The following is a 24,878-nucleotide window of genomic DNA, read 5'->3' on the forward strand; positions in this document are numbered from 1 at the left end:
GTCATCCTCCTCCACGTCATTCAACATCCGCGCTTCTCATGAGCACCCCGTCCCTTCCCGATTCCAATGCGCCTTGGTACAAGCAGCTGACCGGCTACCACTGGTTTGTATTGATCGTCGCGTCTGCCGCATGGTTCTTTGACTGCCTGGACCAGCGCCTGTTTTCGCTCGCTCGTGTGCCGGCCTTGGTGGAGCTGATGAAGCTGCCGCCGACGAATCCTGATTTGCAGGCCTTCGGCAAGGTCGTCACCGCCTGTTTCCTCATCGGCTGGGGTGTCGGCGGACTGACCTTCGGTGCCTTGGGAGACAAATTTGGCCGCGCCAGAATGCTGACGCTGACGATCCTGATCTACTCCGCCTTTACCGGCCTGAGCTATTTCAGCCGCACCCAGCTCGACTTCACCATCTTCCGCTTCCTCACCGGCGTGGGCGTGGGCGGCGTGTTTGGCCTTGCCGTGGCATTGATCGCCGAGACCGTTCCCAATGGCGCGCGCACCCAGTGCCTTGGACTGCTGCAAATTCTGTCCACCATCGGGAACATCACAGCAGGCTTTGCAAAAATCGGCATTGATGCCTTGGAAGCAAACCACACCATTACCGCCGGATCGGGCTGGCGCTGGATGTTCCTCATCGGCGCGGCCCCTGCGCTGATGATCATCTTCACCCGTGGCTACCTCAAGGAGCCTGCCTCATGGCAGCACCTCAAGGACACCAACCAGCTGCCAAAGGGAAGTATTTTCGCCCCATATGCCAGCCTGCTGGCCAGCGCCCGCTGGCGCAAAAACCTGTTCGTGGGCGCTGTCATCGCCAGCACGGGCGTGATCGGCCTTTGGGCCATCGGCGAGTACGCCGTCGATTTGCAGAAGGTGGTGTTCAAACAGTACTTTGAAAAGGCGGGCGTTGCTCCTGACAAGGTGGCCGCCGAAGTGAACAACGCCATCTCCGTGGCCTATCTCTGGAACATGATGGGTGCCGCCGTGGGCATGACCTTGTTCACCAATGTGGCCAAGCTGGGCCGCCGCCTGGCCTTCTTCCTGGGCTTCAGTGCCGCACTTATTTCCACCTTCCTCGTTTATTGGAAGATGAGCGACCCGATCTCAGCACGCTGGATGATGTTCCTCATGGGCACCGCGCAGCTGAGTGTGTTCGCCGGCTTCGCCATTTATCTGCCGGAGTTGTTCCCGAACAAGCTGCGCAGCACGGGCACCAGCTTTTGCTACAACCTGGGCCGTTTCGCCGCCGCTGGTGGCAGCTTCTTTTCCGCCACCCTCACTTCCGGCATCTATGGCAAGTTCGCTGCCCAGGATCCAGCGCTGCCCCTGCGCTACGCGGCCATGACCATGTGCGCCATCTTCCTCATGGGCATCCTCGTTCTGCCATTCGCTCCTGAAACCAAGGGCAAGCCGCTTCCAGAAGACGATTGAAATGACCGCCGCTGAACTCAAAAACGCCACACAAGCTCAGGCTGAAGCTCTTTCCCCTGAAGCGCTCGCCCTCTGGCATGCGAAGCAGGGGAACTGGGACGCCGCGCACAACATCGCCCAGGACATCCACACGAAGATGGGTTCCTGGATTCATGCGCTGCTCCATGTGATCGAAGGCGACCAGTGGAATGCGGACTACTGGTTCTCGAAAGCCGGCAGGCCTTCGCACGGCCCCAAGGAGATCGACAAACTTTGGGACGAAATTGCTGGTGTTGTGCTATCTTGATCACTCCAACAGTGAACAACGACCCCGCCAAACCCCAGCAGCGCTTCGAAGACTTGCGCGGCATCTTGCGCTATGTGCCACAATTCCGGCAGCGCGTTTTTGTGATCGCCTTTGATGGCGCACTGATGATGCAGCCGGGCTTTGCCAGCCTGCTCCAAGATGTGGCGGTGCTGCAATCTCTGAACATCGAGGTCGTGCTCGTCTTTGGCGCACGCGCGCAGGTGCGCATGCTGGCCGAGAAACGCGGCATCTCTCTCTACAATGACGACGGCATGGGCCGGACCGACGCCGCAGGCATCGAGATCGCGGTGGACGCCATCATGCGGCAGTGCAGCGACCTGATGGCTGATCTGACCGCACTGGAAATGCCCGTGGCTGTTTCCAATGCGCTCGCAGTGCATCCAGCGGGCGTGATAGATGGCATTGATCTCGAATTCACGGGCCGCATCGAGCGCGTCGATGAAGAATCGCTTCGGGCACTGCTCAAAGCCGACATCATCCCCATTCTGCCACCGCTCGGTTATGACGGCAAAGGCGCCACGCTGCGGTTGAACTCTGATGCAGTGGCCGTGGAGGTCGCCATCGCCCTGCAGGCGGCGAAAGTCATCTTCGTGGCCGAGTCCGGCATCACCGCCGCCGATGGCACCCGCCTGGAGCAGCTTTCCGTCGCGGAAGCGAAGGAGATGCACAAGCGCAAGGATTCCAAGCATGACGTGAGCATGCTCTCAAAGCTGCGCTACGCCGCACTGGCCTGCCAGGAAGGCGTGCCGCGGGTTCACATCGTGGATGGCACTCAGGATGAAGCGCTGCTGGCCGAACTCTTCTCCAATGAAGGCGTCGGCACGATGATCCATGCGGATGATTACCAGCAGATCCGCAAGGCCCGCGCCTCCGACGTCCCTGCCCTGCTCTCCATGATGCAGCAGAGCGTGGACGATGCCGCGCTGGTGCCACGCACGCGCGACCAGATTCAATCCAAGATCAAAGACTTCTTCGTGCTCGAACTCGACGGCAATCCCATCGGCTCCGTGGCCGTGCATGCTTATGAGGAGGACGGCAGAAAGATCGCCGAACTGGCCTGCCTCTTTGTGCGTCGCTCGCACAAAAACAAGAACCACGGCCGCAAGCTGGTGGCCTTCGCTGAAGAACAGGCGCGGCAGAGAAACTGCGAGATCATCGTGGCTCTCAGCACGCAGGCCTTTCGCTTCTTCGAGGAAAAAATGGGCTACACCGTGACCGACCCTGATGCCCTGCCCCTCAGCCGTCGTGAAAAGTACGACAAGAGCGGACGGAACTCAAAGGTGCTGGTCAAGGCGCTGAAATAGAACTGCCGTCCTGTTTGAGACGCGGCACCTTGGAATAGGCCAGCGCCTGCTCGACAATCGTGATCGCCTTGTCCTGGAGTTTTTCGCCGATGTAGCGCTGCTGAAAATCCACGCGGCATTTGCGCCCCCCCCTTGGCAAAGGCCACCCAGAAATCCGTCGATTTGATGCGCTCAGCAGCGCTCGTCGCATCGGACCATTCATATCGAATGGACTGGCTGCGCGTCACCTCATGCAGCCCCTGGGCGCTAAGAGTCACAGAATAGCCCATGCTCTGCCATCCCAGCCAGGTTGCCCCCCCACCGAGTAAAAACAGCGCCACCCCCAGGATGATGGACGGCCCGATGATCTTGAGGCGGCCAAAGAAACCACCGTTGCCATATTCCAGCGCAAAGAATTTCACCCGCCCATACATGACCTTCACCAGCACGAAAGAAGCGATGACCAGCAGCGGCCCGCTGCCAAGGAACAGGTAGGTGTACAAATCTCCGATCATGAGCGTCACACCATTGCCCGAATCCACCCCCTTGGTCAGGTAGGGGGAAAGGTCCGTTGATTTGATGAAGTCGAAGGAAAGGGACGGTAGTTTCATGAGGGGCCTTTTGGGTATTAAACCAAGCTGCCGCCTTGCACGTCAAGCCTTGCTTCAGTGACTTGTTCGTTGCCGGATGAACTCCTGCACCGTCGCCACATCCGCAGCCATCGGCCAGGTTTGCAGCGATTTCGACTTCAGCGCCTCGAGCGTCGGATGCGTAGGCTCGTTGCCCGTGGCCTGCTGCACCACTTCGGGGAACTTCGCCGGACTCGCGGTGGCCAGCACGACGCTGACGCGGTCCTGCGCCATGTCGGTGAAGGCGCAGGCGGTGTGCGGATCCAGCACATATTGCCAGTCCTTCCACATCTGGGCGATAACGCGGACGATCTGATCATCATCCATGCGTGTGGAGCGCAGGGAGGTCTTGGGCAGTTCGATCTTGAATGGAGCGCCGGATTTGATCTGCGTCATCACCTCACGCACGCGCTCGGAGCTTTGACCCAGGATGTAATAGAGGAAGCGCTCAAAGTTCGATGCAGCTTGGATGTCCATGCTCGGAGCATGGCTGGGGTGCACGTCGCTCTGGCTGTACTCACCACTGGTGAAGAAGCGGTGAAGGATGTCGTTTTGATTCGTAGCCACACGGAAGCCACCTGCGGGCATGCCCATCTGCTGAGCCATCCATCCGGCCAGCACATTGCCAAAATTTCCGGTGGGCACGACATACTCCGCCGTAGCGCGTGAACTCTCCGGCAGCTTCAATGACGCCCAGATGTAATAAACACACTGCGCCAGCACGCGGGCAATGTTGATCGAGTTCACGGCGGAGAGGTTCACCGAGTTCGCGAAAGCGGTGTCGCCAAAGGTCTCCTTCACCACGCGCTGCGCGTCGTCAAAGGTGCCGGGCACGGGAATGGCGAAAACATTGTCCGCTCCCGTGCAGGCCATCTGGCGCTCCTGTAACGGCGCGACGCGGCCATTGGGATAGAGAATGAAAATCGTGATGCCATCGCGCCCCAGACAGCCATGGATCGCCGCTGAACCCGTGTCCCCCGAAGTCGCACCGAGAACGGACAGGCGTTTGCCAGTGTGCTCGACCTGGCGTTTGTAGAGCAGTCCCAGAAGCTGCAGCGCAAAGTCCTTGAAGGCCAGCGTCGGCCCGTGAAACAGCTCAAGCACGTAAGTCTTGTCCGTGATCTTCTTCAGCGGAGCCACGTCGGGCGAATCAAAGCGCCGGTACGCCTCCGCCGTGAGCTGATGCCACTCCGCATTGCTGATCTCCGGCGCGAAGAGCGTAAAAAACTCTGCCGCGAGCTGCGGATAGGTCAGCTTTGACCACGCCGGCAGTTTGTCAGCGATGTTCGGCAGCTTCTCCGGCAGAAACAGTCCGCCATCCGGTGCCAGCCCGGCTTCAACGGCTTCAGAAAAAGTATGCGGCTTCGTCTGGCCGCGGGTGGAAAGGTAATGCATGCGAATGATTGAGGGGAGTATTCATGCGTGGAAATCGGGGAGACTCAACGAGTCTCTGCGGACATCATGCGCGGTCTTTCGCCCCCTTAGGCTCGTCTCAGGGTAATGGCTCACTTCTTCCGCGCAATGAACACATCCACCTGCTGCCCCACGTAGAGAGGCTGGTCCTTGGGTTTGTCGAGTTTGTAAATGACCTGCAGGACGCGGGTGTCCACGCGTTCGGTGCTGGCGCCGGTGAGGGAGACCTTTGGGATGACGTAGGGCTCGATGCGGACGAATTGCGCTTTGAACCTTTTCGAAGAGTCGCTCTTCAGCGAGAAGGTGGCGTCGCGATCAGAAGCCACTTCCATGGCGTTTTGTTCATCCACATCCGCACGGACATGCAGCGTGGAGATGTCTCCCAGCACAAGCGCGGGCTCCTTGTTCGCCGGGGAGGCGTATTCGCCGGCACGAATGTTGACCTGAAGGATGGTGCCTGCCTTCGGTGCCTTGACGGTGAGTCGGTCGATAAGCAGTTCGGTCTGCTGCACGTCGGCCTTGGCGGAGGAAAGCTGCGCTTCAGCGGCCTGCATCTGCGCCTTGGCCACGAGCACGTCGTTGGTGCGGTTGCGCAGGTCGTCCTGGCTGATGGCACGCTGATCGGTGATGGACGTCATGCGGTCGAGCATGTCCTGCACCTTCGCCAGCTGGGCGCGGTTGATGGCAATGTTCGCCTGGGCAATGGCGATGGCCGCCTGCTGCTTGAGCAACGAGGCGCGCAGTTCGCGATCATCCAGGATGAGCAGTGCATCGCCCTCCTTCACGACTTGATTGACCGCGACTTTGACCGCTTCGACCAGACCCGGTGCCGGCACGCCAATGGCGACGTTTTCGTCCTTGGCTTCGAGGATGCCGGTGGCCGCGATGTCATCGGGCGCGTTCTTCTGAGGCGGCAGGACAGGCGGTGGCGGTATCTTGGTTTCCTGGCTGCGGATGGTCTGGAGCACAAACCCCATGCCGATCACGCCCGCAACGGCAAGCAGGTAGGTGGAGTAGCGGATGGCGGTGGAGACGAGATTCATGGGCGGAGGTAAAATGAGAAATCGGAAAGGCGAATGGCGAATGCCGGACGAAATTACGCTCGACGAAGGGGGCAAGAAAGTCTCAAATCCGTGCAATGAAAAATGAACCGGGCATTGCAAGGCAGGTCATCCGCCAGGGCGGTGAGGTCGTGGTCATTGTTCTGGTGGCCGCAGGGCTGCAGGCACTGTGGGGGGCGCACTGGTTGAGCGCTCGCACGTTCTGCCTGGTGGTGCTGGCGGCTGCACTCGCAAAGACAGTCTTCTTTTTCGTCGAAAACCTCCAGCACATCCTGATGGCCACGCAGGATGACATGCCCTATCACCGTGTTCTCGGCATCATGGGAGTGAACATGGCGCAGATCACGCTGGCCTTTGCGCTCGACTACTGGTGCCTGGAAACGGCGGAACCGGCGAGTTTCAGCTCGATCGACGCCGCGTGGAACCAGAGTGAGCAGCTCTTCGAATTTTTCTTTTTCAGCGTGCTGAATTTCTCCTTCTTCGGCTTTGGCGATGTCACGCCGCTGACCATCCCGGCCAAGCTGGTCACGATGATGGAGGTGCTGCTGGCCTTTTTCACCGTGATCTTCCTGCTCTCGGATTTTGTCAGCCTCAAGGATTCGCTTCGTGTGCGGAAGCCGCGCGAAGACTGATCCGCATCTTGCACCTGCGGGCGGGCGCTCTACGCTGACGGTATGGACAGACCCGCCGCCATCGCTCAAATCCGCGAAGCCTGCAAAAACATCGCGCTGCAATTCATGAAGATCCACCCCGCCGTGCCCGGACTGGCGGATGAGGAGACGCAGAAAGAGTGCTTCCGCAGCGTACATGAAATGACGGTGCTGCTGGAGACGATCAAAAAGAAGATCGGCCGTCTGGAGCGCTCAGATGACAGCACCCTGCTCTGACATTTGGCTTACTTGCCCGGCCCCGCCCTCATACGACAATTCACCATGAAATACGCCATTCTCAGTCTCCTCCTGCTGGCCACCAGCCTGCAGGCCGAGGTCAAACTGCCAGCCATTTTCTCCGACGGCATGGTTCTGCAGCAGTCACAGCTCGTTCGCGTCTGGGGGACCGCTGAAGCCGGTGAAGACGTGAAAGTGACCTTCGGTGATCAGTCGCACAGTTCGCTCACGGATCAGACCGGCAAATGGTCGCTCACGCTGAACCCCATGAATGCCAATGCCCAGCCCGCCGATCTCGTGGTGGCAGGGAAAAACACGATCACGCTGAAAAACGTCCTCGTTGGCGAAGTGTGGGTCTGCTCAGGGCAGTCGAACATGCAATGGACCGTTCAGCAGGCCGGCAAGGCTCAGGAGGAAATCGCCGCCGCCAATCATCCCCAGATTCGCATGTTCAATGTCGAACGCAGCCCGAGCATGGCGCTCCAGACCGACTGCAAAGGCGCATGGAAAGAGGCCACCAGCGCCAATGTGGGCAATTTCTCCGCCGTGGGTTATTTCTTTGGCCGGCACCTGCATCAGGTGCTGAAAGTGCCGGTCGGTTTGATAAACACCTCCTGGGGCGGCACACGTGTCGAAGCCTGGACGAGCCGCGAGGCGCTCGAAGAACGGCCCTGCGCCGCCGAATTGCTCACCGATTGGAAAGATGCCGTCGCCAAATGGGATGGCCCCAAGGAACTGGCAGCCTTTGACAAAGTTAAGGCCGACTGGCAGGCGCAGGTGCAGAAAATCGATGCTGAAAACGCCAAGCTGCCCGTCAATCAGAAGAAGGCCAAGCCCCAAGCACCGCGCCCGCCGGAAGATCCCACCAAGACGCCGCACCACCCCGCTGTACTCTTCAACGGCATGGTGGCCCCGCTGATTCCCTACGCCATCAAAGGCGTCATCTGGTATCAGGGCGAGTCGAACCAACGCCGCGCCTTCCAGTATCAGGAACTCCTGCCCACCATGATCAATGACTGGCGCAAACAATGGGTGGACGCGTTCTCGTTTTACATTGTGCAGCTGGCAAACTTTGGCAACGGCAAGCCCGTGACCACAGACCCCGGCGTCCCCGACACCTGGGCCGAACTTCAGGAAGCACAAACGCTGACGGCTCAGACGCTCGACAAATGCGGCATCGCCATCATCAACGACATCGGCGAGCAAAACGACATCCATCCCAAGAACAAGCAAGAGGTCGGCCGACGTCTCGCATTGCTGGCGCTAGCTCAGGACTACGGCAAGTCCGGCGCCGAATCCTGCGGCCCGCTCTACCTTTCCTCCGTCGTTCAGGGTAACAAGATTCGCGTTCAGTTCACCCACACCGGCTCGGGTCTGAAAACCCGTGATGGAGGTGAACCGAAAAGCTTCCAGATCGCCGGAGCTGATCAGAAGTGGGTATGGGCCAAAGCCAAGATCGAAGGCAGCGAAGTCGTTGTTTGGAGCGAGTCCGTGCCGCAGCCGATCGGTGTGCGCTATGCCTGGGCCAGCTGGCCGGAAGGCGCCAATCTCATGAATGCCGAGGGCCTGCCTGCCTCCTGCTTCCGCACCGATGACTTCCTGCCGTCCACGCTCGGTGTCGTGTCTCCCTTCAAAGAGGCGACACCGGCAAAGCCAGCGCCTGCCAAACCATGATCGTTCGAGCCTAGCGTGCATCTTTTCCTCGCTGAACCTGATACATCGCCGTTCCTCGCCGATGAACTGAGCCGCGCCGCACCGGATGCTGCACAACGCGAAATCGAAGGCCTCGGCATTGCCGCAGATCTTAAGCTGGAAGGACTGCTGCTCGCCTTCGCGCGCCAGACACTGCCTGACGCCGTTGAAATCCATGCCGCTTCCATCAATGCTTGGGCGGACCGCATCATCGAAGCCATCGCCGACGTGTTTCCCGATGACCAGCCCTGGCGTCTGCATCTCTGGCCGCAATACGGTGAAGGCAAAGCCGGGCAGCACCGCTGTGAATTGATCCATGCCAGTTTGGTGGAACGCCTGAAAAAGCGGCGCAGAAAGCTGCTGCGCTCCCTGGTCGAATCCGACGCTGTCTTTGATGCGCAAACCTCCCTCGTGCAGTGCATTCTTACCTCCCCCGAAACCGGCTGGGTTTCCACCTCGCTCGCACCGCAGCCTTATGCTCTGCGCAGTTTTATTTCCTGTTTCCCCCGTGGCGAAGTGCCGCTGGCCGATGACAAAAGCGCCCCCTCCCGTGCCTTCACTAAACTGGTTGAGTCCGAAAAGCGTCTGGGACGCCAGATTGAGCGCGGGCAGACCTGTGTCGATCTCGGCGCTTCACCGGGAAGCTGGAGCTATGTGCCCATCCAACGAGGAGCGAACGTCATTGCCATCGACCGTTCAGAGCTGCGTGAGGATTTGATGCGCAATCCTCGCCTGCATTTCCAAGTGGCCGACGCCTTCAAATACAAGCCACCGCAAACCGTGGACTGGCTCGTCTGCGATGTCATCGCCGCACCTCAGCGCAGCATAGACCTTCTCCTCGAGTGGCTGCGCGAGAAGCGCATGCGCAACTTCATCGTCACAATCAAATTCAAAGGCCACGATGAGTATCCGCTGCTCGACATCCTCAAACGCGAAGCTCCGCCGCTCTGCGCCGAGTTTCATCTGACGAGACTCTGCGCAAACAAAAACGAAGTGTGCGCCTTTGGCGTAGTGTAAAATGCACTGAATAGCCTGCTATAGGCCTCCGTCTGATGCCTCGCGGATTTTTGCCTTGCCGCAAAATCCGCGCACATGCTATTTCATAATCCGCAGCCATGAAGCTCTTCATCTCCTTCGTCCTCGGTGCACTCACTGGCGCATCTCTGCTTTGGTTTGGCTTCCGAAAGGAGATCGTGACTCTCAATAACAGATTGGTCTTGGTGGACCGTTTCTCCGGCAAGGCAAATCGGATCTTTGTCTCTTACTTGGAAGCAGATCAGTTGGAGCGGGCCGAGTCACGACGGATTGAGGATATCAATGAAAATGGGGCATCGAATGCCTCGGCAGAAGCCAGGCCGAATGCCCAGGGGCCGGAATGGCGTGAGCTCACCGAGTCCGAAATCAAGCAGCTCGATTTCAGATGGAGGCCGAACGGTTCCGGCAGGAATGTCGTGTTCGAATACCACAATCCATTCGCGAAGTCAGTGCAGATAGAGCGGATTCGCTTCCAGATCCCGGCCAGGGATGACTGCGCCGCAGTTGACCGCGAATATCAGGCGGGAAACCGCGTGTGCGCCCCGCAGTCCGACATTGAGCAAGTTTTGGGCTCAATGAATTTCTCGACCCAAGAGCTTCGCTCGTCAGGAAATAATGCACAGAGCACGGCGGCTACCCTCGTGCCGCTTCGCGCTCTGATTCTCAAGTGACTTACAGCAGCGCCTCATGAGCCCGGCCATCTTTGGCCTCGCAATAGAGAATGAAGGACTGGTTCACCACCGAATAGCCGCCGGGCGTCGGATAGTCACCGCTGAAGTACCAGTCGCCATACTCGGCACCAAGAGCGTTGTGGAGATCTGGAATAGTCTGGTAGATGACTTCGACGGTGCCATGCCAAGGCGTGTCCTCAGGACTGATCATCTGGGCGATGCGTGCGGAGATTTCCTCGTCGGTGAAGGGTGCGTAGATGGCCTTAACGGCATTGCGCATTTCTTCCTTCGGCTTCTTCATCTCGGCTTTGCAGGCGAGGTAGGTCTCATGCACGATGTGCGACATTCCACGCGTGCGCAGGAGTGAAATGGCCGCTTGGAAGGCGATGAATTTGCCGAGTTCGGCCATGTCGATGCCATAGCAGTCGGGGTAGCGAATCTGCGGAGCGGTGGAGCACACGATGATGCGCCTCGGATTGGTGCGCGCGAGGATACGCAGCAGGCTTTTCTTCAGCGTGGTGCCACGGACGATGGAGTCGTCAATGACCACGAGGTTGTCCTTGGGTGTCACCACACCGTAGGTGATGTCGTAGCTGCCTGACACGAGGGCATCACGCCCCGTCTCCTGGGCGATAAAGGTGCGCATCTTGATGTCCTTGAGGGCGATTTTCTCGCCACGCGGCCAGTTGCGCAAAACGAGGTCATCCAGCTTGGCCTCGTCAAACTCACCACGCTTGAGCATGTCCATCAGCGCCTCTTTGACGACGACACGGCGACTTTTACGCAGGCCGTCGAGGAAACCGAAGTAGGCCGTCTCAGCCGTGTTCGGGATGAAGCTGAGCACGGTGTGCTCGAAGTCATTGTCGATGGCCTTGACGACCTGCGGCACCAGCTGCTCACCGAGCGCCTTGCGCTGGTGGTAGATGGCGGAGTCGTTGCCGCGCGAGAAATAAATGCACTCGAACGAGCAGGGCTTGAATTCACGCGGCTCGGTGAACTTCTGGATGGTCATGCCGCCATCCGCTTTGATCACGGCCACGTGCGCCGGCGGGATTTCGTGGATGTCCTCTTCATTGACACCGAAGACGGACATCAGTGCGACGCGTTCGGAGGCGATGGTGAAGATCTCGTCGTTCTCGTAATAATGGCAGGGGCGGATGCCGCTGGGGTCTCGCATGGCGAAGAGGTCGCCATTGCCGATGACGCCGACGATGCTATAACCACCATCCCAGCGTTTGGCGGATTCTTTGATCACTTCGGTCACATCCAGTTGCTCGCTGATGTGCTGCGGAATGTCTTCCCCAGGCATGCCCGAGTCACGCAGGACGTGGTAAAGCTTCGTGTGCGCCTCATCGAGCTGAAACCCGATTTCTTCGAGCACACTCTGCGTGTCCGTGCCGAAAACGGGGTGCTGCCCGCGCTTCATCATGACCTCGTTGAGTTCGCGGGTGTTGGTGAGGTTGAAGTTTCCCATCACCATCAGCGTGCGGGTGGGCCAGGTGGTGCGGCGCATGTAAGGATGCAGCGCGCCTTTGCCAAAGTCACCGCTGGTACCGTAGCGCAGGTGGCCGATGTAAATCTCACCGGCCATCTCGAACTCGCGTTTGATCGCGTCCGGATCGTCCTCAAAAGAGACGAATTCCTTCCCTTCCTGGTCGCGCTCATCTTTGCGCTGCTTGTCGATGCGGCGGGCGATGCGTTTGAACTCTTTGCGTTCATCCTCAAAGACTTGGCCGATGCGTTCCACGCTCTCGGTGCTTCGCATGCGGAACATGTAAGGGAGACCGGGGGGCATGCCCAGCTTGCTGCAGCCGATGCCCATGCCGTCCTGGCCTCGGTTGCGCTGCTTGGTCATGATGGCCTGCAGGGCGTCAAAGCCGTAGAGGGCGTTGCCGTATTTTTGATAGAAGTATCCTAGCGGCTTTTTCAGCCGCACCACTGCTATGCCGCACTCGTGACTGATTGGGTCGCTCATCGTAAAGGAGCACCCATCTTTGGCATGCCATGGGAGGAGTGCAAGACGTGGAAAAACTTTCTCGCGGGTGTCTACAGCTGCCTGTCGCGCGTATATCCGCCAGAATCAGGTTTGCAAACCCAGCCAGCACGTCCGGACGTGGGTCAGTCCACGAATCAAAGGACGCAGGGGGCACTCGACAGACCATGTCACAGAAAATCTCATGCCATCTGCATTCTTCCCATGTAATTCGAGCAAAACAAGACCCATGGCTGTCAGGATGGCATGGTCCATGCAGTCAGAATTCCCAATCTCCCGATGAAAAATTTCCTATTCCACCGCATTGGGCTGCCCGCCGCCTTGACGCTGGCGGCCTTTTTCACGCCAGCTTTCAGCTACCCTGCCATTCCAGAAATCGGCTCCCCCCTGCCCGTCCCGGCAGTGCCGGAAATTCCGCCGCTGGAAATCCCGGAAGAGCCGATGCCGGGAATCGTGCTGCGCAAACTCGCCTTTGACCGTGAATTCGACTCCCCCGTCATGCTGGCCTCCATGCCGGATGCCGGCGGAGAGCAGGTCATTGCCATGCAGCGGGGTGAATTCTGCGCCGTGCGGCTGGATGGCAGCGGCCAGTGGCGCCCCTTTCTCGATTTCCGCGAGAAGATGAAGGGCGTCGTGCTCTTCGAGGAGGGCGTGCACGGCATCGCCTTTCATCCCCGCTTCGCTGAAAACCGGCTGTTTTACCTCAGCTACTCGCAAAACGACCCCCGCCGCACGGTGATCAGCGAGATGCGCGCCTCCAAGGACTCCACCCCTGATGCACTGCCAGAGACGGAACGCGTCCTCATGGAGATTCCTCAGCCGCTGGCAGATCACTGGGGCGGTCACATCGCCTTCGGGCCGGATGGCTGTCTCTACATTGCGCTCGGTGACGGCGGCCTCCGTGATGACCCCTATCGTCTGGCGCAAAACCCATGGGTCCTGCATGGTAAAATCCTGCGCATTGATGTGAACGGCCGCAGCGGCAAGCTGCCCTACGCGATCCCAGATGATAATCCCTTCACCAAAGTGCAGACCGTGCGCCCCGAAATTTTCGCCCTCGGTTTTCGCAATCCCTGGGGGCTATCCTTTGATGCTCGCTCCGGCCAGCTCTGGTGCGCAGATGTTGGCCAGGACCTCTGGGAGGAGATCAACCGCGTCGAAAGCGGTGCCAATTACGGCTGGAGTGATCGCGACGGCCCTGCAAAAAGCGCCTTCCACGCTCATAGCTATCTCCCGAACACGGCAACTACCGATCCCGTCCATGCCTACACCCGCATGCGTGGCGAAGGCATCTGCATCATCGGTGGTCTGCTCTACCGCGGCCAAAAACTGCCACAGCTCGACGGAGCGTTTATCTTCGCCGACTGGGGCTACGGCAGTGTCTGGGCGCTGGGCATCGATCCTGCCAGCGGTCTTCCCGTCCGCCGCAGTGTTCTTCATCGCAAGGACCCGGAACACAAGTTCAACCCCACCCTCGTCACGGCAGATCTCGATGGCGAACCCGTGCTGCTCTCTCAAGATGGTGCCCTCTATCGTCTTGAAAAGGACGACGATTGAGCAAAGCCTCACTGCAAGACCCTGACCATGGCCGCGTTGAAGGCGGGCCATGAATCGTTTCTTCGCCCTGTTCCTGCTGCTCAGCTCTGTTGCGGTCGCTCAATCGAAACCCGATGTCCTCTTCATTGCCGTCGATGACTTGAACGACTGGGTGACCTATCTCGGTGGCCACCCGCAGACGAAAACACCGAACATCGACCGCCTCGTGGCCCGTGGCACGGCGTTCACCAATTCGCATTGCGCCGCACCAGCCTGCAATCCTTCGCGTGCGGCTTTGATGAGCGGTTTGCGTCCGTGGCAGACGGGCATCTACACCAACGGTGATCCGGCGCAGGGCGTGATGAAGGATGTGCTCACCATCAACCGCCACTTTCTCGCCAGCGGTTACAACACCCTCGGCGGGGGCAAAATTTACCACGGCTACGGCAGCGAAGGACGCACCGATTCATGGACAAAATGGGAGGGCCTTTTTCCCTCCATTCAGGAACACGAGGAAAACATAAACGGCCTCAACCGCGGCCACTTTGACTGGGGGCCGGTGGATGCCAAGCCTTCTGACATGGGCGACTACAAAGCCACCGACTGGGCCATCAACCAGCTGAAGACCGCGCCGCAGGACAAGCCGCTCTTCCTCGCCCTCGGCTACATCAAGCCCCACCTACCTTGGTATGTGCCCAAGGAGTACTATGACCGCTTTCCACTCGCTGACATCAAGCTGCCTGTGACCAAAGAGCATGACCTCGATGACATCCCCAAAGCGGGCGTGCGCATGGCCGGCCCCGAGGGCGATCATGCCGCCGTGATCAAAGGCGACCAATGGAAAAAGGCGGTGCAAGCCTATCTCGCCACGATTTCATTCCTCGATGACCAAGTGGGACGCCTGCTCGACGGACTCGATCAAAGCCCTCGCAAGGATAAGACCATCATCGTATGGTGGACCGATCACGGCTGGAATCTGGGCGAGAAGGAGCACTGGCGGAAGTTTGCCCTGTGGGAGGAAACCACACGCACATCCATGGCCATTGTCGCCCCTGGTGTCACCAAGCCGGGCACCACCTGCACGGCCCCGGTTGATTACCTGAACATGTACCCCACCCTCTGCGAGCTCGCCGGTCTGCCCGTGCCGGAGCATGTCAAAGGCGCAAGCCTGATGCCGCTGCTCAAAGACCCCGCCGCCAAATGGGACGGCGTGGCCATATGCACGCACGGCAAAGGCAACCACGCCGTGCGCGATGCCAACTGGCGCTACATCCGCTATGCTGATGGCACCGAAGAACTCTACGATCACACCCAAGACCCGTATGAATGGACCAACCTTGCCAAAGAAGTCGGCATGAGCGACATCAAGGCCAAACTCGGTGCTGCCATTCCCGCCGCCGATGCCGAGGTCAAAGCCACCTCTGGTGGCGAGAAGAAGAAAGGCGAGGACAAAGGCAAAAAGAAGAAGGCGGAGTGATTTCTTACTGCCCAGCCTGATCCAGTGTGAATTTCACGCCGTGTCTGATGACGGCCTCCTCCAATTGCGCGAGACTCCAGCCCCGAGGGCTGGCCTTCTTCTTATCCACCTCCAAGGGAAGGAAATGCACCAGCAAGGTTCCCTTGGCCTTGTCCACGACCTCCAGTTTCAGAAATTTTCTCCATTCATAAAAGAGACTCTCCACCCTGGATGCATTGCTGGCATAATTCGCCACGCTGAGTTTCAGGGACGCCAGATAGGGCATGCCATGGAGCGGGTAAGCTTCACGCACGGCCTGGGCGATCTGCTGATCACTGACCGCCTTCGGATCGAAGGTCACGCTGGCATAGTTGCCGATGGCTTGAACCACGGTGACATTCACCACCCCCTTCGTTTCTGCGATGGACTGCTGCACCATGTAAACGCAGCTGCCGCATTCGATGCCGGAGATATAAAACGTGCGTGTGGCTGATTCCGCCGCCTGGAGCGTGAAAATGGCAGGGAGAAAGAATAGGAAAAAGAGGCAACGCATGATGGAACTTCAAACAAGACCGCGGATCGGCTCACCGCGTGAAAGGACACTCATCAGACTCGGCGGCAGGCCGTCGGTCACTCGCGCCTCCCCCACATCCACCAGCGTATGCATGATGGTGGCGATCAAATCGGGAATCGTGATCGGCTCTGAAGCGGGCTCTCCGCCATTGCGTGCTGATTGCCCGATGACCTGGCCCATCTTCAAGCCACCGCCATAGATCATGAGCGGCGCCAGGCCGCCCCAGTGATCGCGCCCGCCTTTGACATTGATCTTGGGCGAGCGCCCCATCTCGCCACAGCAGACGAGCATGATTTTTTCACTGAGACCGCGTGACTCAATGTCCTCGATCAATGCGGAAACCGCGTGGTCAAACGGTCGTCCCACGTAGTCCATCCCGGTGCGGCAAGGGGCGTTGTTGTTATCGGCATGCATGTCCCACACAAAGCTCGTCGTGACGGTGACAAAGCCGCAGCCGCGCTCGCACAACCGGCGGGCCATGAGCAGCAGCTTGCCAAGCGTTGCGGCATTGTCGGCATAATGCTCGCGATTGTTCCATTGCGTACTGATGCGGTCTTTGGGCAGCAGCGCAGCCGTGTCGTAGCGCGCGATAAGGCGCGGATCCTCTTTGGAAAGATCAAACGCATCCGACACACCGCGCCGCAGCACATCGAAGGCAAGCGTTTGAAATTCTGCCATGCCTGCGACGGACTGGCTGCCGTCCATGGTGCGCTGCCATTGATCCAGCGAAGCAAGCAAAGTGCGACGATCATCCAGCCGGTTCTGCGGCATGCTCAAGGTCATGTCCGCCTGCGCACCGCTGCCTGCCCCAGGCACAAAGGGCTGGTAAGTCGCCCCCAGTTCACCGCTGGAGGTGAAGTCGCCGAATTGCTTGATCACAGGCCCTGCCATGGCTGAAACCGCCTGCGGAAACAACGCCACATTCGTCGGCATCGCGCTGCTTTTCCGCAGCGGCCCCGCCATGCGTGAGTACAACGAGCCCAGATTCGCCTTCATCGTGTCTTTGCCTACGATAGTCTTGATGTCATGCACCGCATCTCCGGTGACGAAGGAACGCACGATGCTGAACTTGTCCGCCAGCTTTGCCAGCCTCTCAAACGTGCCGCCAAACGTCACCCCCGGCAGCTTGGTTTTGATCTCGCCCGTGACGCTGCGGATCTCCGATGGCGCATCCATCTTCGGATCAAAGGTTTCAAACTGCGACGGCCCGCCGTGCATGAACAAAAAGATGACCGACTTGTCCTTGAGCAGCGATTTTTTGGATGCCGCCAGCGACTTGAGCGCCATCAGATCACTCAACCCGAGCCCGCCCAGCCCCAGGCCACCAATGCGCAGGAAATCACGCCGCTGAAGGCGAGAAGAACCCTGGCTGTGGTCGGAAAAGGTCAGCATGTCCCTGCCAAATACGCCACCAAGGAGGCACTCCTTCCTGATTGTGCTTGCCACCCTGCATCCAGTTCGGGATGCTCGCCGCCATCATGCGCATCCCCCTTATGATTCTTGCTGTCGGCTTGCTGACCCTGGAGGCCGCCGCCGACTCCACCGAATGCCTGCACTGCAACAAGCATTTGCTGCCGCAGCCGCTGAAACTGATTCCGGGCAGAAAATATGCACGAGATCGCCGGGCGGACATTCTGCATGTGAAGCTCGATGTGACACCGGATTTTGCCAAGCGTACGATCTCAGGCACGGCGACTCTACGTTTCAAACCGATCGCTCTTCCTTTGGAGAAACTGGAACTGGATGCGGTGGATTTGAAGATCGCCTCCATCACGGCCGCTGGTGCGCAGATCGCGGAGCATCAGGTCACGGAAGACAAACTCATCATCACCTTCGCGAAAGCGATTGCACCAGACGCAGAGGCGACGGTCACCGTCACCTATTCTGCGGTGCAGCCAGATCACGGCCTGTATTTCCGCACGCCGGAGATGGGCTACAAAATAGGCGACACCCAGGTCTGGAGCCAGGGCGAGGCGGAGGAGCACCGCTTTTGGTTCCCCAGCTACGATTACCCCAATGAGCGCTTCACCAGCGAAGTCATCTGCCATGTGCCCAAGGGCATGCAGGTCATCTCCAACGGCACACTACAAAGCGAAAAGCCCGGCAATGATGGCCTAACGACCTTTCACTGGCTGCAGGACAAGCCGCATGTGAACTACCTCATCGCGATGACTGCTGGCTACTTCCACAAGCTGGAGGACAAGGCGGGAAATCTGCCACTCGCCATGCTGGTTCCTCCGTCACACAGCGCACAAGCGGCAAACGCTTTTACCGACACCCGCAAGATCATCGAATTCTACCAAAAGGAAATCGGCGTGCCGTTTGCCTGGGATAAGTACTATCAGGTTTACTGCCTCGATTTCATCGCCGGCGGCATGGAAAACACGAGCTGCACCTTTGAAGCTGCCGACATGCTGTTTAACTCCGACACCGAGCAGTTGCGTTCCCTGCACGAACTCGATGCTCACGAGACCGCTCACCAGTGGTTCGGTGACCTCGTCACCTGCCGTGACTGGTCTCATCTCTGGCTCAACGAAGGCTTCGCCAGCTACTACACCCTCCTTTATGAGGAGCAGAAACTCGGTGCGGATGCGATGAAATACGCCCTCTGGAAAGAAGCCCAGCAGGTGTTTCAAGCGAACGACACCCGCCCCATCGTCTGGCGCGACTATGGCGACCCGATGCAGCAGTTCGACTCCCGCGCCTACCCAAAAGGTGCCTGGGTGCTGCACATGCTGCGCAGCCAGCTCGGCCCGGATTTGTATCGCAAATGCATCCGGACGTATCTAGAGCGCCATCGCAACAGCATCGTCCGCACCGAAGATCTGCAGGACGTCATTGAAGAAATCAGCGGACTTTCGTTTGATCAGTTTTTCGACCAGTGGCTCTTCCACGGCGGCGTGCCGGAATTGAAAATCGACTATGCATGGGACGCTGCTTCAAAACAGGCCCGGATCACCGTTCGGCAGACTCAGAAGCTCAGCGAACAGGTGCGCCTCTTCCGCGTGCCGCTGCCCGTTGGCTTTGCCATCCCCGGACAAAAAGAGCTGCTGCGTGTCAAAGCAGAGGTCAGCAAAGAAGTGGAAGACTTTTATTTCCCCCTGCCCGCCCAACCGGAACTGGTGCGCATCGATCCCGACTACACCGTGCTGGCCAAAGTCGCATTCACACCACCGGGCCCCATGCTCGACAAACAACTGCAATCTGATGTCCTCGGCCGCCTGCTCGCCATCAGCTCGCTTGACAGCAAACACATCGACAAACTTGGCAAGGCCCTGCGTGAAGATGCCTTCCACGCCGTCCGTGCCGAGGCAGCGAAAGCCCTATCGAAAATCGCCGAACCCGAAGCCCGTGCGGCATTGATCGCAGGCAGCAGCAATCAGCCCGACGCACGCGTGCGCAGGAGCGTGGTACAGTCTCTTGCTGCACTCAACACACCCGAGTCGCAGGAAACCCTGTGGAAGATGGCCCAGAGCGAAAAGAACCCCGACATTCTCGCCAGCATCATCGAAACCTGGGGCGCTCGCCCCGGAGATTCCGCAGTCGCCGCCGAACTTCGCAAGCAGCTGAAAGCAACCAGCTATAACAGCGCGCTTCAGCTTGCAGCGATCAGGGCGCTCCGCGCTCAGGATGATGAATCCGTCGTTCCTGAGCTGCTGGCACGGCTTCAGTCCCTCAATGATCTCCGTGGTCGCGATGCTGGCATCGCCTTCGATGCAGTCGCCTTCCTTGCACGACGCCCCACCAACGCGCAACGCGATGCAGTGCGTGAATTCCTTGCCAGCAAACTTACGGACCCGCGCAACTCCTGGCGGCTCGCCAGCACCCGGGCCCTCGGCACACTGCGCGATCCCAAGGCGCTCGCGGTGCTGGAACCCCTGCTAGCCAGCGGCAATGCTCGCATTGATCCCGTCCGCGAAGCTGCTGCCAAATCGGTGCAGGACATCCGTGCGGGCTTGGAGAGCCCCGCCGATCTCAAAAAACTGTGGGACCGCATGCAGCAATTGCAAAAGCAGGCCGAGGAACAGCAGAAAGAGCTCGAAACCCTGAAGAAAAAATCACAGCCAGCCGCCGCCGAAAAGAAAGCAGGCAAGTAAACCATCATGCGATTCCCACGCCTCCTCGCCATCGCCACCAAAGTCGTCAAAGACACGCTTCTCTCATTGCCGACCGAGATTCGCAACGAGGCAGGAGACTGCCGCATTGAGTTGACGGAGATGGATGCACTGATCGATATTGATGAGGATCTAGATCCCGATTTGCTGGGGCTGTTTGAAGGTCTCTCCCGCACTGATGGGCTGCCGGAAACTCCGGACGAGATGCCGCGGATCCGCCTGTTTCTAGACAACCTGTGGGACGAGTGCGCCGGTGATCTGGCGACTTACCGCCACGAAGTCCGCATCACCTTCCTCCACGAACTGGGGCATTATCTCGGACTGGATGAAGACGAGGTGGCAGCGCTGGGGCTGGAGTGATCAGGAGGCAGAGGCTGCTCCTAGCATTTGACGACTTGGGTGCCGCCAATCAAATCGTGGATGCAGCGGCGATCTTCACGAAAGATGAAACAGATATCTGTGAGGGCATAGAAAAAACCAAGCAGTGGAACCGCCCCGATAAGGCCGTTCACAAAGCCACGCAGCAGCACAGCTTTCACAAAGCCTGCATTCTGGCAGTCTGGATGCGACACAATGCGAATACCCATCAATTTTTTGCCAAGCGTCTGCCCCCTTGTTGTCAGCAGCACCAGATTATAGATCAACAGTCCTAGAAAGGCGATGCCGGCCACAGCGAGGCCGATTGATGCGCCAGGTGTCATCTCACCGCGCCCGCTGCTCCCAGCCATGCTGGTCATCCCCACGCCGTAGGGAATGCCCACCACCGCGGCACCCAGCACCATATCCAGCACAGCCGCCCCCAGCCGCTGCCCCAGAGAGGCCAGTTGCATGGAGGGTTTCATCGAAGGAGAGATCACATTGCTCTGTGGAGCCGCATAAGGGTTAAATGCCGCAGATTGCATCGTCGGCACCTGCCAGGCCGTTGCAAAGATACCGCTCACCGGCTGCCACTCCGCCTGTCCTTCCTTCCACAGCAGGTCAGTTGACATGATGCTGCCTGATGCAAGGCCCGCCTGAATGTCCTGTTCTGAATAAACTCCAAGCTGCTGACCGTCGCGGGCAATATGGTATTGGCTCATACTGAACGACAGTTAAAAACAATTCTCGAAAGTCGAGCGAAGAATCCGGTACACTAAATTATTTTTTCACTAGCCCATCTTCCGCCGTCCGTGCAGGGCCTGATACAGCGTGAGTTCGTCCACGTGGTCGAGTCCTCCCCCGGCAGGCATGCCCTGCGCCAGGCGAGTGACGGCGATGCCAGCCGGACGCAGCAGATCAGCAATGTAGCTGGCGGTGGCCTCCCCTTCGACATCGGAGCCGAGGGCGATGATGACTTCCTCGGTGTGAAGGTCCCGCACGCGATTGACCAGTGACTCCATGCGCAGGTCTTCCGGGGTCACATTATCGAGCGGCGAAAGCCTGCCGCCGAGGACGTGGTACAAGCCTTGAAATGCGCCTGACCGCTCCATGCGCAACACATCTGCAGCCTGCTCGACCACGCAAAGTTGGTGCTGCTGGCGGCGCGGATCGTGGCAGAGCAAACACTCGCTGTCGCTTTCAATGAAGAACCCGCAATCATCGCAGGGAATGATGCGCTCCCGAGCCTCCAGCAGCGTGTTGGAAAGCAGGGGGATGCGCTCATCACTCTTTTGCAGCAGCCAGATCATGAGACGCTCCGCACTGCGCGGCCCCAGGCCCGGCAGCGATTTGAGCTGGGCGACGAGTCGCTGGATCGCAGGTGGATAGTCGATACGCACGGCAAAAAAAACTCAGGTCACCGCGAGCTTGCGCGAATGTTTGGGTGTCTCTTTACCCGGCGAAGATTTTTCCTTCAGAGCCAGATCAACGCGGTCCATGAAGTACTTGAGAGGAGCATCTTCACGGCCCTCGATGACGGCACTCTGGAAGCTTTCCTGCGCCTGCTTCAGATCGCCTTTGCGATACTGCACCACGCCCTGCCAGAAGGAATCACGGGCGCGGATGTCCGGCTCAGGCAGCGTGCCTTTTTCTGCAAGCAGTTCATACACCTCGCTCATCTGGCTGGAACCCACGGTGCTGACCATTTCCATCGGGCGCACCTCGGCATTGTCCTTCACCAGTGCATACGTCCTCGCGCTCAAAAGCACCTTGCTGCCGTACTCTGCGTTCAAGACGCATAGCTGCGAGGCAAAATCGATCACATCACCCACGGCGCTGAAGCTTTCGAAGTGACTCACCCCAAACAGACCGCAGACCGCCGGCCCGGTGCTGAATGCCACGCCAATCTGCGCCTTCTTGCCGAAGCGCTGCTCAATCTCCCGCGTCAGAGTGGCCACGTGGTTGCGCAACACGGCGGCCACCTGAACGGCGTGCAAAGCATGATGCTCGTCTGTGAGCGGGAATCCGAAGAAGACGCGCACCTGCCGCGCATTGCAGTCATCCAGATAGGCACCGCGCTCGATGAGAAAGCCTGAAATGCTGCGCTGAAAATGCGTGGCCAGCTCTTCGAACTGCGATGCCTCGATGCCCGTGGCAAGCTCCCCATGATTCAGCAGGCGGCAGGTCAGCACGGTGATTTCACGGCGCTCCGTCATTTTCGCCGGGTTGTTTTGATCCGCTAGCTCCTCAAACAGACGCGTGGACAGCCGCCCGACGAAGTAATCGCGCATGACATGGCAGCGGTAAGCATTGACCGAACCGCCCACGGCAATGCCAGCGATACCGGCGAACCACAGCGCCAGCGAGCCCGATATGGGCTCAAACAAAACGCCGCTCATGGCCATGATGCAGGCAAAAGTGGTCGTGAGGAAGGTGCCGCCAAGAAGGAAAGCAAAACGGCGCCACTGTGAGGGCATCTCAATGCACACCCAGGCGCTGATGAAGGCCATGCATGTGTAGTATCCGTATTGCAGCCAGAGCATCTGCTTCAAGCCGCCGGCCGGCAAAATAAAACCGCGCGCATACAGCACTGCGAACCATTCGGCCGTGGCTTTGAAATAACCAAAATGATACAAGGCCAGCAACGGGATGCAGACCAGCACGCCAATGAACATGGCGGCGACATGATTACGATTCATGGGCAGGAGTGTCAGGGGTGATGTCGATAATGTTGTTGTTGGAAACCGGCTCCGGCTGGCTGCGGCAGGCGTTTACGACGAGCTCGCTGACATACTTGTCAGGATTCGCGATGGCGTCCGGAGTGATGACAAAGCTCGTCGCGCCTGTGCTGCGAGTGACGAGTTTGAGGCCAAAGGGATAATCTTTGAAGAGCTTCGCGCACATGGCCTCCACATGCAGACCTTCACGCCGAGCGCGGGCGGCGACGGCTGCGATGGCTTCGCTGTCAAAGTCGAGCAGGAAGCCGTGCTCGCGCTGAAAGCGCTCCGCAAAAGCTCTGACCTCACCCGCATGGGCGGCGCCGAGTTCTCTGAACTGGCTGACGGCTTCGGCGCGATATTTGGCAAGCACCTGCTCCGGCTCCTTCACGAGCGCGCCATCCACCCGCAATTCCGGCAGACCGAGGCTGGGCATTTCAAATTTGAAGTCACGCAGCACGCGCTCCCAGGCGGTGACAAGACCACGTGCACCGGTCTTTTCATCCTCCGCGCGGCTGGCGATCTCGCGCAGGGCATCGTCCTTGAAGACGGCCTTGACTCCGTAGGCGGCAAACTCGCGCTCATACTGGCGGATGAGGCTGCCCTCGGAGTTTTTCATGATCTGGAACATGTCATCCGCGCTGAGAGGATCGCAGACGACGCGCACAGGCAGGCGCCCGATGAATTCAGCCTCGAAACCGTAGTCAATGAAGTCCTTTGTGCGCGCTTCGCGGAACAAATATTCCGAGGTGGCGTCTTTCGTGTCTGCGGAAACAAAGCCGATGGACTTTCGGTTCGTGCGCTTCTCAATGATCTTTTCCAGACCGCCAAACGCACCGCTGACAATGAAGAGGATGTTGCGTGTGTTCACCACCTCGCGGCCGGTGCGGCCTTTGCGAGTGTCGAACATCATCTGCATCTGGCTGCGGATGTCGTTCGGCGCGTAGAGGGCCACTTCGGTTTCCTCCATGAGTTTCAGCAGGGTGGTCTGCACGCCGCGCCCGCTCACATCGCGCCCGAGTCTTTCCGGGCCGCTGCTAAGCTTGTCGATTTCATCCAGATAGATGATGCCATGCTCCGCGAGCTCGATGTCGCCATTGGCCTTTGCCACGAGATCACGCACCAAGTCATCCACATCCGCGCCGACGTAGCCGGTTTCGCTAAACTTGGTGGCATCCGCCTTCACAAAGGGAACGCCGATAAGATCGGCGATGTGTTTCACGAGGTAGGTCTTCCCGACGCCGGTGGGGCCGATGATGATGACATTTTGCTTGGAGAATTCGAGCCTGGCACCGCCGGACTCAGATGCGCGATCATCCCGCAGCATCTGGGCGTGGTGGTAGTGATCGCACACTGCAGTGGCGAGCACTTTTTTGGCCTCATCCTGACGGATCACAAAACGGTCGAGGTGCGCCTTGATGTCGGCCGGGCGGTAGTTGAACTCAAAGACCCGGCCATGGTCAGGCTTGGCCTCTTCGACGGGCTTTTCCTCGCCTTCTGGCGCGGGGCGACCACCGGGGCCTTCCACGCGGGTGAAGAGCACCTGGCCGCCCAGGGTGTTTTTAATGAAATCCTCCAACTTGCGCGTGATCTCCTCCGGGCTGCCAGGCGCTTTGGGTTTTTCGGTCTCTGGGGGTTCAGGCGTGGGATCGCTCATGGGGGTGCTGACAGTGCGCGAGGCGAAGCCCGCTGACAAGCGGCACGATGCGTGCTCTGGAGGGGCGAGAA

At 59.0% G+C, this 24,878-nt stretch carries 22 protein-coding genes; 12 read left to right on the forward strand and 10 right to left on the reverse strand.

Annotation, left to right across the window (positions count from 1 at the left end; all coding sequences use genetic code 11):
- Positions 1 to 38 precede the first annotated feature (38 nt).
- Genes AC3RLQ_RS16040 through argA form a run of 3 tightly spaced genes read left to right on the forward strand, consistent with a single transcriptional unit; the run spans position 39 to position 3,035 of the window.
- Positions 39 to 1,424 carry an MFS transporter gene (locus tag AC3RLQ_RS16040; protein ID WP_493029704.1) on the forward strand — a complete coding sequence of 462 codons (1,386 nt, stop codon included), beginning with the start codon at positions 39 to 41 and terminating at the stop codon, positions 1,422 to 1,424.
- Between the two features lies 1 nt (position 1,425).
- Complete coding sequence (locus tag AC3RLQ_RS16045) at positions 1,426 to 1,710, forward strand: hypothetical protein (RefSeq protein ID WP_493029705.1); 285 nt, start codon at positions 1,426 to 1,428, stop codon at positions 1,708 to 1,710.
- Positions 1,707 to 3,035, forward strand: a complete 1,329-nt coding sequence (argA, locus tag AC3RLQ_RS16050) for an amino-acid N-acetyltransferase (RefSeq protein ID WP_493029706.1) — start codon at positions 1,707 to 1,709, stop codon at positions 3,033 to 3,035. Before AC3RLQ_RS16045 ends, argA begins: the two co-directional genes overlap by 4 nt.
- On the opposite strand, the gene AC3RLQ_RS16055 is transcribed toward argA, so the two are convergent.
- From AC3RLQ_RS16055 to AC3RLQ_RS16065, 3 genes are all read right to left on the reverse strand, one after another.
- Entirely contained in the window at positions 2,936 to 3,625 is a 690-nt protein-coding gene (locus AC3RLQ_RS16055) for a hypothetical protein (protein WP_493029707.1), read from the reverse strand. The two genes, argA and AC3RLQ_RS16055, sit on opposite strands and share 100 nt — an antisense overlap.
- A 54-nt stretch (positions 3,626 to 3,679) precedes the next feature.
- On the reverse strand, positions 3,680 to 5,038 hold the full coding sequence (thrC, locus tag AC3RLQ_RS16060) for a threonine synthase (RefSeq protein ID WP_493029708.1): 1,359 nt from the start codon (positions 5,036 to 5,038) through the stop codon (positions 3,680 to 3,682).
- A gap of 110 nt (positions 5,039 to 5,148) precedes the next feature.
- On the reverse strand, positions 5,149 to 6,099 hold the full coding sequence (locus AC3RLQ_RS16065; protein ID WP_487686515.1) for an efflux RND transporter periplasmic adaptor subunit: 951 nt from the start codon (positions 6,097 to 6,099) through the stop codon (positions 5,149 to 5,151).
- 95 nt (positions 6,100 to 6,194) lie between these two features.
- Here AC3RLQ_RS16065 and AC3RLQ_RS16070 point away from each other — a divergent pair, with 95 nt between their 5' ends.
- The 5 genes from AC3RLQ_RS16070 to AC3RLQ_RS16090 all read left to right on the forward strand — a co-directional run bounded on the left by AC3RLQ_RS16070 (position 6,195) and on the right by AC3RLQ_RS16090 (position 10,402).
- Positions 6,195 to 6,749 carry an ion channel gene (locus AC3RLQ_RS16070; protein WP_493029709.1) on the forward strand — a complete coding sequence of 185 codons (555 nt, stop codon included), beginning with the start codon at positions 6,195 to 6,197 and terminating at the stop codon, positions 6,747 to 6,749.
- Between the two features lie 42 nt (positions 6,750 to 6,791).
- Positions 6,792 to 7,004, forward strand: coding sequence for a hypothetical protein (locus AC3RLQ_RS16075; RefSeq protein WP_395732968.1), 213 nt, complete (start codon positions 6,792 to 6,794; stop codon positions 7,002 to 7,004).
- 45 nt (positions 7,005 to 7,049) lie between these two features.
- A complete protein-coding gene (locus AC3RLQ_RS16080) occupies positions 7,050 to 8,678 on the forward strand; it encodes a sialate O-acetylesterase (RefSeq protein ID WP_493029710.1) in 1,629 nt (542 codons plus the stop codon).
- A gap of 15 nt (positions 8,679 to 8,693) precedes the next feature.
- Positions 8,694 to 9,713 carry an SAM-dependent methyltransferase gene (locus AC3RLQ_RS16085; protein WP_493029711.1) on the forward strand — a complete coding sequence of 340 codons (1,020 nt, stop codon included), beginning with the start codon at positions 8,694 to 8,696 and terminating at the stop codon, positions 9,711 to 9,713.
- Between the two features lie 98 nt (positions 9,714 to 9,811).
- Positions 9,812 to 10,402, forward strand: coding sequence for a hypothetical protein (locus AC3RLQ_RS16090; RefSeq protein ID WP_493029712.1), 591 nt, complete (start codon positions 9,812 to 9,814; stop codon positions 10,400 to 10,402).
- Between the two features lies 1 nt (position 10,403).
- On the opposite strand, the gene AC3RLQ_RS16095 is transcribed toward AC3RLQ_RS16090, so the two are convergent.
- Positions 10,404 to 12,377: an amidophosphoribosyltransferase gene (locus tag AC3RLQ_RS16095; protein ID WP_493029713.1), complete on the reverse strand. Its 1,974-nt coding sequence runs from the start codon at positions 12,375 to 12,377 to the stop codon at positions 10,404 to 10,406.
- A 297-nt stretch (positions 12,378 to 12,674) separates the two neighbouring features.
- Here AC3RLQ_RS16095 and AC3RLQ_RS16100 point away from each other — a divergent pair, with 297 nt between their 5' ends.
- On the forward strand, positions 12,675 to 13,952 hold the full coding sequence (locus AC3RLQ_RS16100) for a PQQ-dependent sugar dehydrogenase (protein WP_493029714.1): 1,278 nt from the start codon (positions 12,675 to 12,677) through the stop codon (positions 13,950 to 13,952).
- Between the two features lie 49 nt (positions 13,953 to 14,001).
- Positions 14,002 to 15,408 carry a sulfatase gene (locus AC3RLQ_RS16105; RefSeq protein WP_493029715.1) on the forward strand — a complete coding sequence of 469 codons (1,407 nt, stop codon included), beginning with the start codon at positions 14,002 to 14,004 and terminating at the stop codon, positions 15,406 to 15,408.
- A 4-nt stretch (positions 15,409 to 15,412) separates the two neighbouring features.
- Here AC3RLQ_RS16105 and AC3RLQ_RS16110 read toward each other — a convergent pair whose 3' ends face one another.
- Positions 15,413 to 15,940, reverse strand: coding sequence for a heavy-metal-associated domain-containing protein (locus AC3RLQ_RS16110; RefSeq protein ID WP_493029716.1), 528 nt, complete (start codon positions 15,938 to 15,940; stop codon positions 15,413 to 15,415).
- Between the two features lie 9 nt (positions 15,941 to 15,949).
- The gene (locus AC3RLQ_RS16115) at positions 15,950 to 17,353 is read right to left on the reverse strand and encodes a DUF1501 domain-containing protein (RefSeq protein WP_493029717.1); all 1,404 of its coding nucleotides are present in this window, start codon (positions 17,351 to 17,353) and stop codon (positions 15,950 to 15,952) included.
- An 86-nt stretch (positions 17,354 to 17,439) separates the two neighbouring features.
- On the opposite strand from AC3RLQ_RS16115, the gene AC3RLQ_RS16120 reads away from it, so the two are divergent.
- Entirely contained in the window at positions 17,440 to 20,058 is a 2,619-nt protein-coding gene (locus AC3RLQ_RS16120) for a M1 family aminopeptidase (RefSeq protein WP_493029718.1), read from the forward strand.
- A 6-nt stretch (positions 20,059 to 20,064) separates the two neighbouring features.
- A complete protein-coding gene (locus AC3RLQ_RS16125) occupies positions 20,065 to 20,436 on the forward strand; it encodes a metallopeptidase family protein (protein WP_493029719.1) in 372 nt (123 codons plus the stop codon).
- Between the two features lie 20 nt (positions 20,437 to 20,456).
- On the opposite strand, the gene AC3RLQ_RS16130 is transcribed toward AC3RLQ_RS16125, so the two are convergent.
- The 4 genes from AC3RLQ_RS16130 to AC3RLQ_RS16145 all read right to left on the reverse strand — a co-directional run bounded on the left by AC3RLQ_RS16130 (position 20,457) and on the right by AC3RLQ_RS16145 (position 24,807).
- The gene (locus tag AC3RLQ_RS16130; protein ID WP_493029721.1) at positions 20,457 to 21,155 is read right to left on the reverse strand and encodes an RDD family protein; all 699 of its coding nucleotides are present in this window, start codon (positions 21,153 to 21,155) and stop codon (positions 20,457 to 20,459) included.
- Positions 21,156 to 21,224: 69 nt separating this feature from the next.
- On the reverse strand, positions 21,225 to 21,833 hold the full coding sequence (gene recR / locus AC3RLQ_RS16135) for a recombination mediator RecR (RefSeq protein WP_422317908.1): 609 nt from the start codon (positions 21,831 to 21,833) through the stop codon (positions 21,225 to 21,227).
- Positions 21,834 to 21,845: 12 nt separating this feature from the next.
- The gene (locus tag AC3RLQ_RS16140; protein ID WP_493029722.1) at positions 21,846 to 23,132 is read right to left on the reverse strand and encodes an adenylate/guanylate cyclase domain-containing protein; all 1,287 of its coding nucleotides are present in this window, start codon (positions 23,130 to 23,132) and stop codon (positions 21,846 to 21,848) included.
- Positions 23,122 to 24,807: an AAA family ATPase gene (locus tag AC3RLQ_RS16145; protein ID WP_493029723.1), complete on the reverse strand. Its 1,686-nt coding sequence runs from the start codon at positions 24,805 to 24,807 to the stop codon at positions 23,122 to 23,124. Before AC3RLQ_RS16145 ends, AC3RLQ_RS16140 begins: the two co-directional genes overlap by 11 nt.
- Between the last annotated feature and the right edge of the window lie 71 nt (positions 24,808 to 24,878).

It is taken from the genome of Prosthecobacter sp. GW821-HT29F12 (genome assembly GCF_058803405.1).

Excerpts from the sequence above, each read along its gene's own strand:
- AC3RLQ_RS16145 (WP_493029723.1), bottom strand. The coding sequence starts at position 24,807 with ATGAGCGATCCCACGCCTGAACCCCCAGAGACCGAAAAACCCAAAGCG.
- thrC (WP_493029708.1), bottom strand. The coding sequence starts at position 5,038 with ATGCATTACCTTTCCACCCGCGGCCAGACGAAGCCGCATACTTTTTCT.
- AC3RLQ_RS16040 (WP_493029704.1), top strand. The coding sequence starts at position 39 with ATGAGCACCCCGTCCCTTCCCGATTCCAATGCGCCTTGGTACAAGCAG.
- AC3RLQ_RS16055 (WP_493029707.1), bottom strand. The coding sequence starts at position 3,625 with ATGAAACTACCGTCCCTTTCCTTCGACTTCATCAAATCAACGGACCTT.
- AC3RLQ_RS16105 (WP_493029715.1), top strand. The coding sequence starts at position 14,002 with ATGAATCGTTTCTTCGCCCTGTTCCTGCTGCTCAGCTCTGTTGCGGTC.
- AC3RLQ_RS16125 (WP_493029719.1), top strand. The coding sequence starts at position 20,065 with ATGCGATTCCCACGCCTCCTCGCCATCGCCACCAAAGTCGTCAAAGAC.
- AC3RLQ_RS16110 (WP_493029716.1), bottom strand. The coding sequence starts at position 15,940 with ATGCGTTGCCTCTTTTTCCTATTCTTTCTCCCTGCCATTTTCACGCTC.
- AC3RLQ_RS16070 (WP_493029709.1), top strand. The coding sequence starts at position 6,195 with ATGAAAAATGAACCGGGCATTGCAAGGCAGGTCATCCGCCAGGGCGGT.
- AC3RLQ_RS16075 (WP_395732968.1), top strand. The coding sequence starts at position 6,792 with ATGGACAGACCCGCCGCCATCGCTCAAATCCGCGAAGCCTGCAAAAAC.
- AC3RLQ_RS16100 (WP_493029714.1), top strand. The coding sequence starts at position 12,675 with ATGAAAAATTTCCTATTCCACCGCATTGGGCTGCCCGCCGCCTTGACG.
- AC3RLQ_RS16090 (WP_493029712.1), top strand. The coding sequence starts at position 9,812 with ATGAAGCTCTTCATCTCCTTCGTCCTCGGTGCACTCACTGGCGCATCT.
- AC3RLQ_RS16115 (WP_493029717.1), bottom strand. The coding sequence starts at position 17,353 with ATGCTGACCTTTTCCGACCACAGCCAGGGTTCTTCTCGCCTTCAGCGG.
- AC3RLQ_RS16045 (WP_493029705.1), top strand. The coding sequence starts at position 1,426 with ATGACCGCCGCTGAACTCAAAAACGCCACACAAGCTCAGGCTGAAGCT.
- AC3RLQ_RS16065 (WP_487686515.1), bottom strand. The coding sequence starts at position 6,099 with ATGAATCTCGTCTCCACCGCCATCCGCTACTCCACCTACCTGCTTGCC.
- AC3RLQ_RS16080 (WP_493029710.1), top strand. The coding sequence starts at position 7,050 with ATGAAATACGCCATTCTCAGTCTCCTCCTGCTGGCCACCAGCCTGCAG.
- AC3RLQ_RS16095 (WP_493029713.1), bottom strand. The coding sequence starts at position 12,377 with ATGAGCGACCCAATCAGTCACGAGTGCGGCATAGCAGTGGTGCGGCTG.
- AC3RLQ_RS16140 (WP_493029722.1), bottom strand. The coding sequence starts at position 23,132 with ATGAATCGTAATCATGTCGCCGCCATGTTCATTGGCGTGCTGGTCTGC.
- AC3RLQ_RS16120 (WP_493029718.1), top strand. The coding sequence starts at position 17,440 with ATGCGCATCCCCCTTATGATTCTTGCTGTCGGCTTGCTGACCCTGGAG.
- AC3RLQ_RS16130 (WP_493029721.1), bottom strand. The coding sequence starts at position 21,155 with ATGAGCCAATACCATATTGCCCGCGACGGTCAGCAGCTTGGAGTTTAT.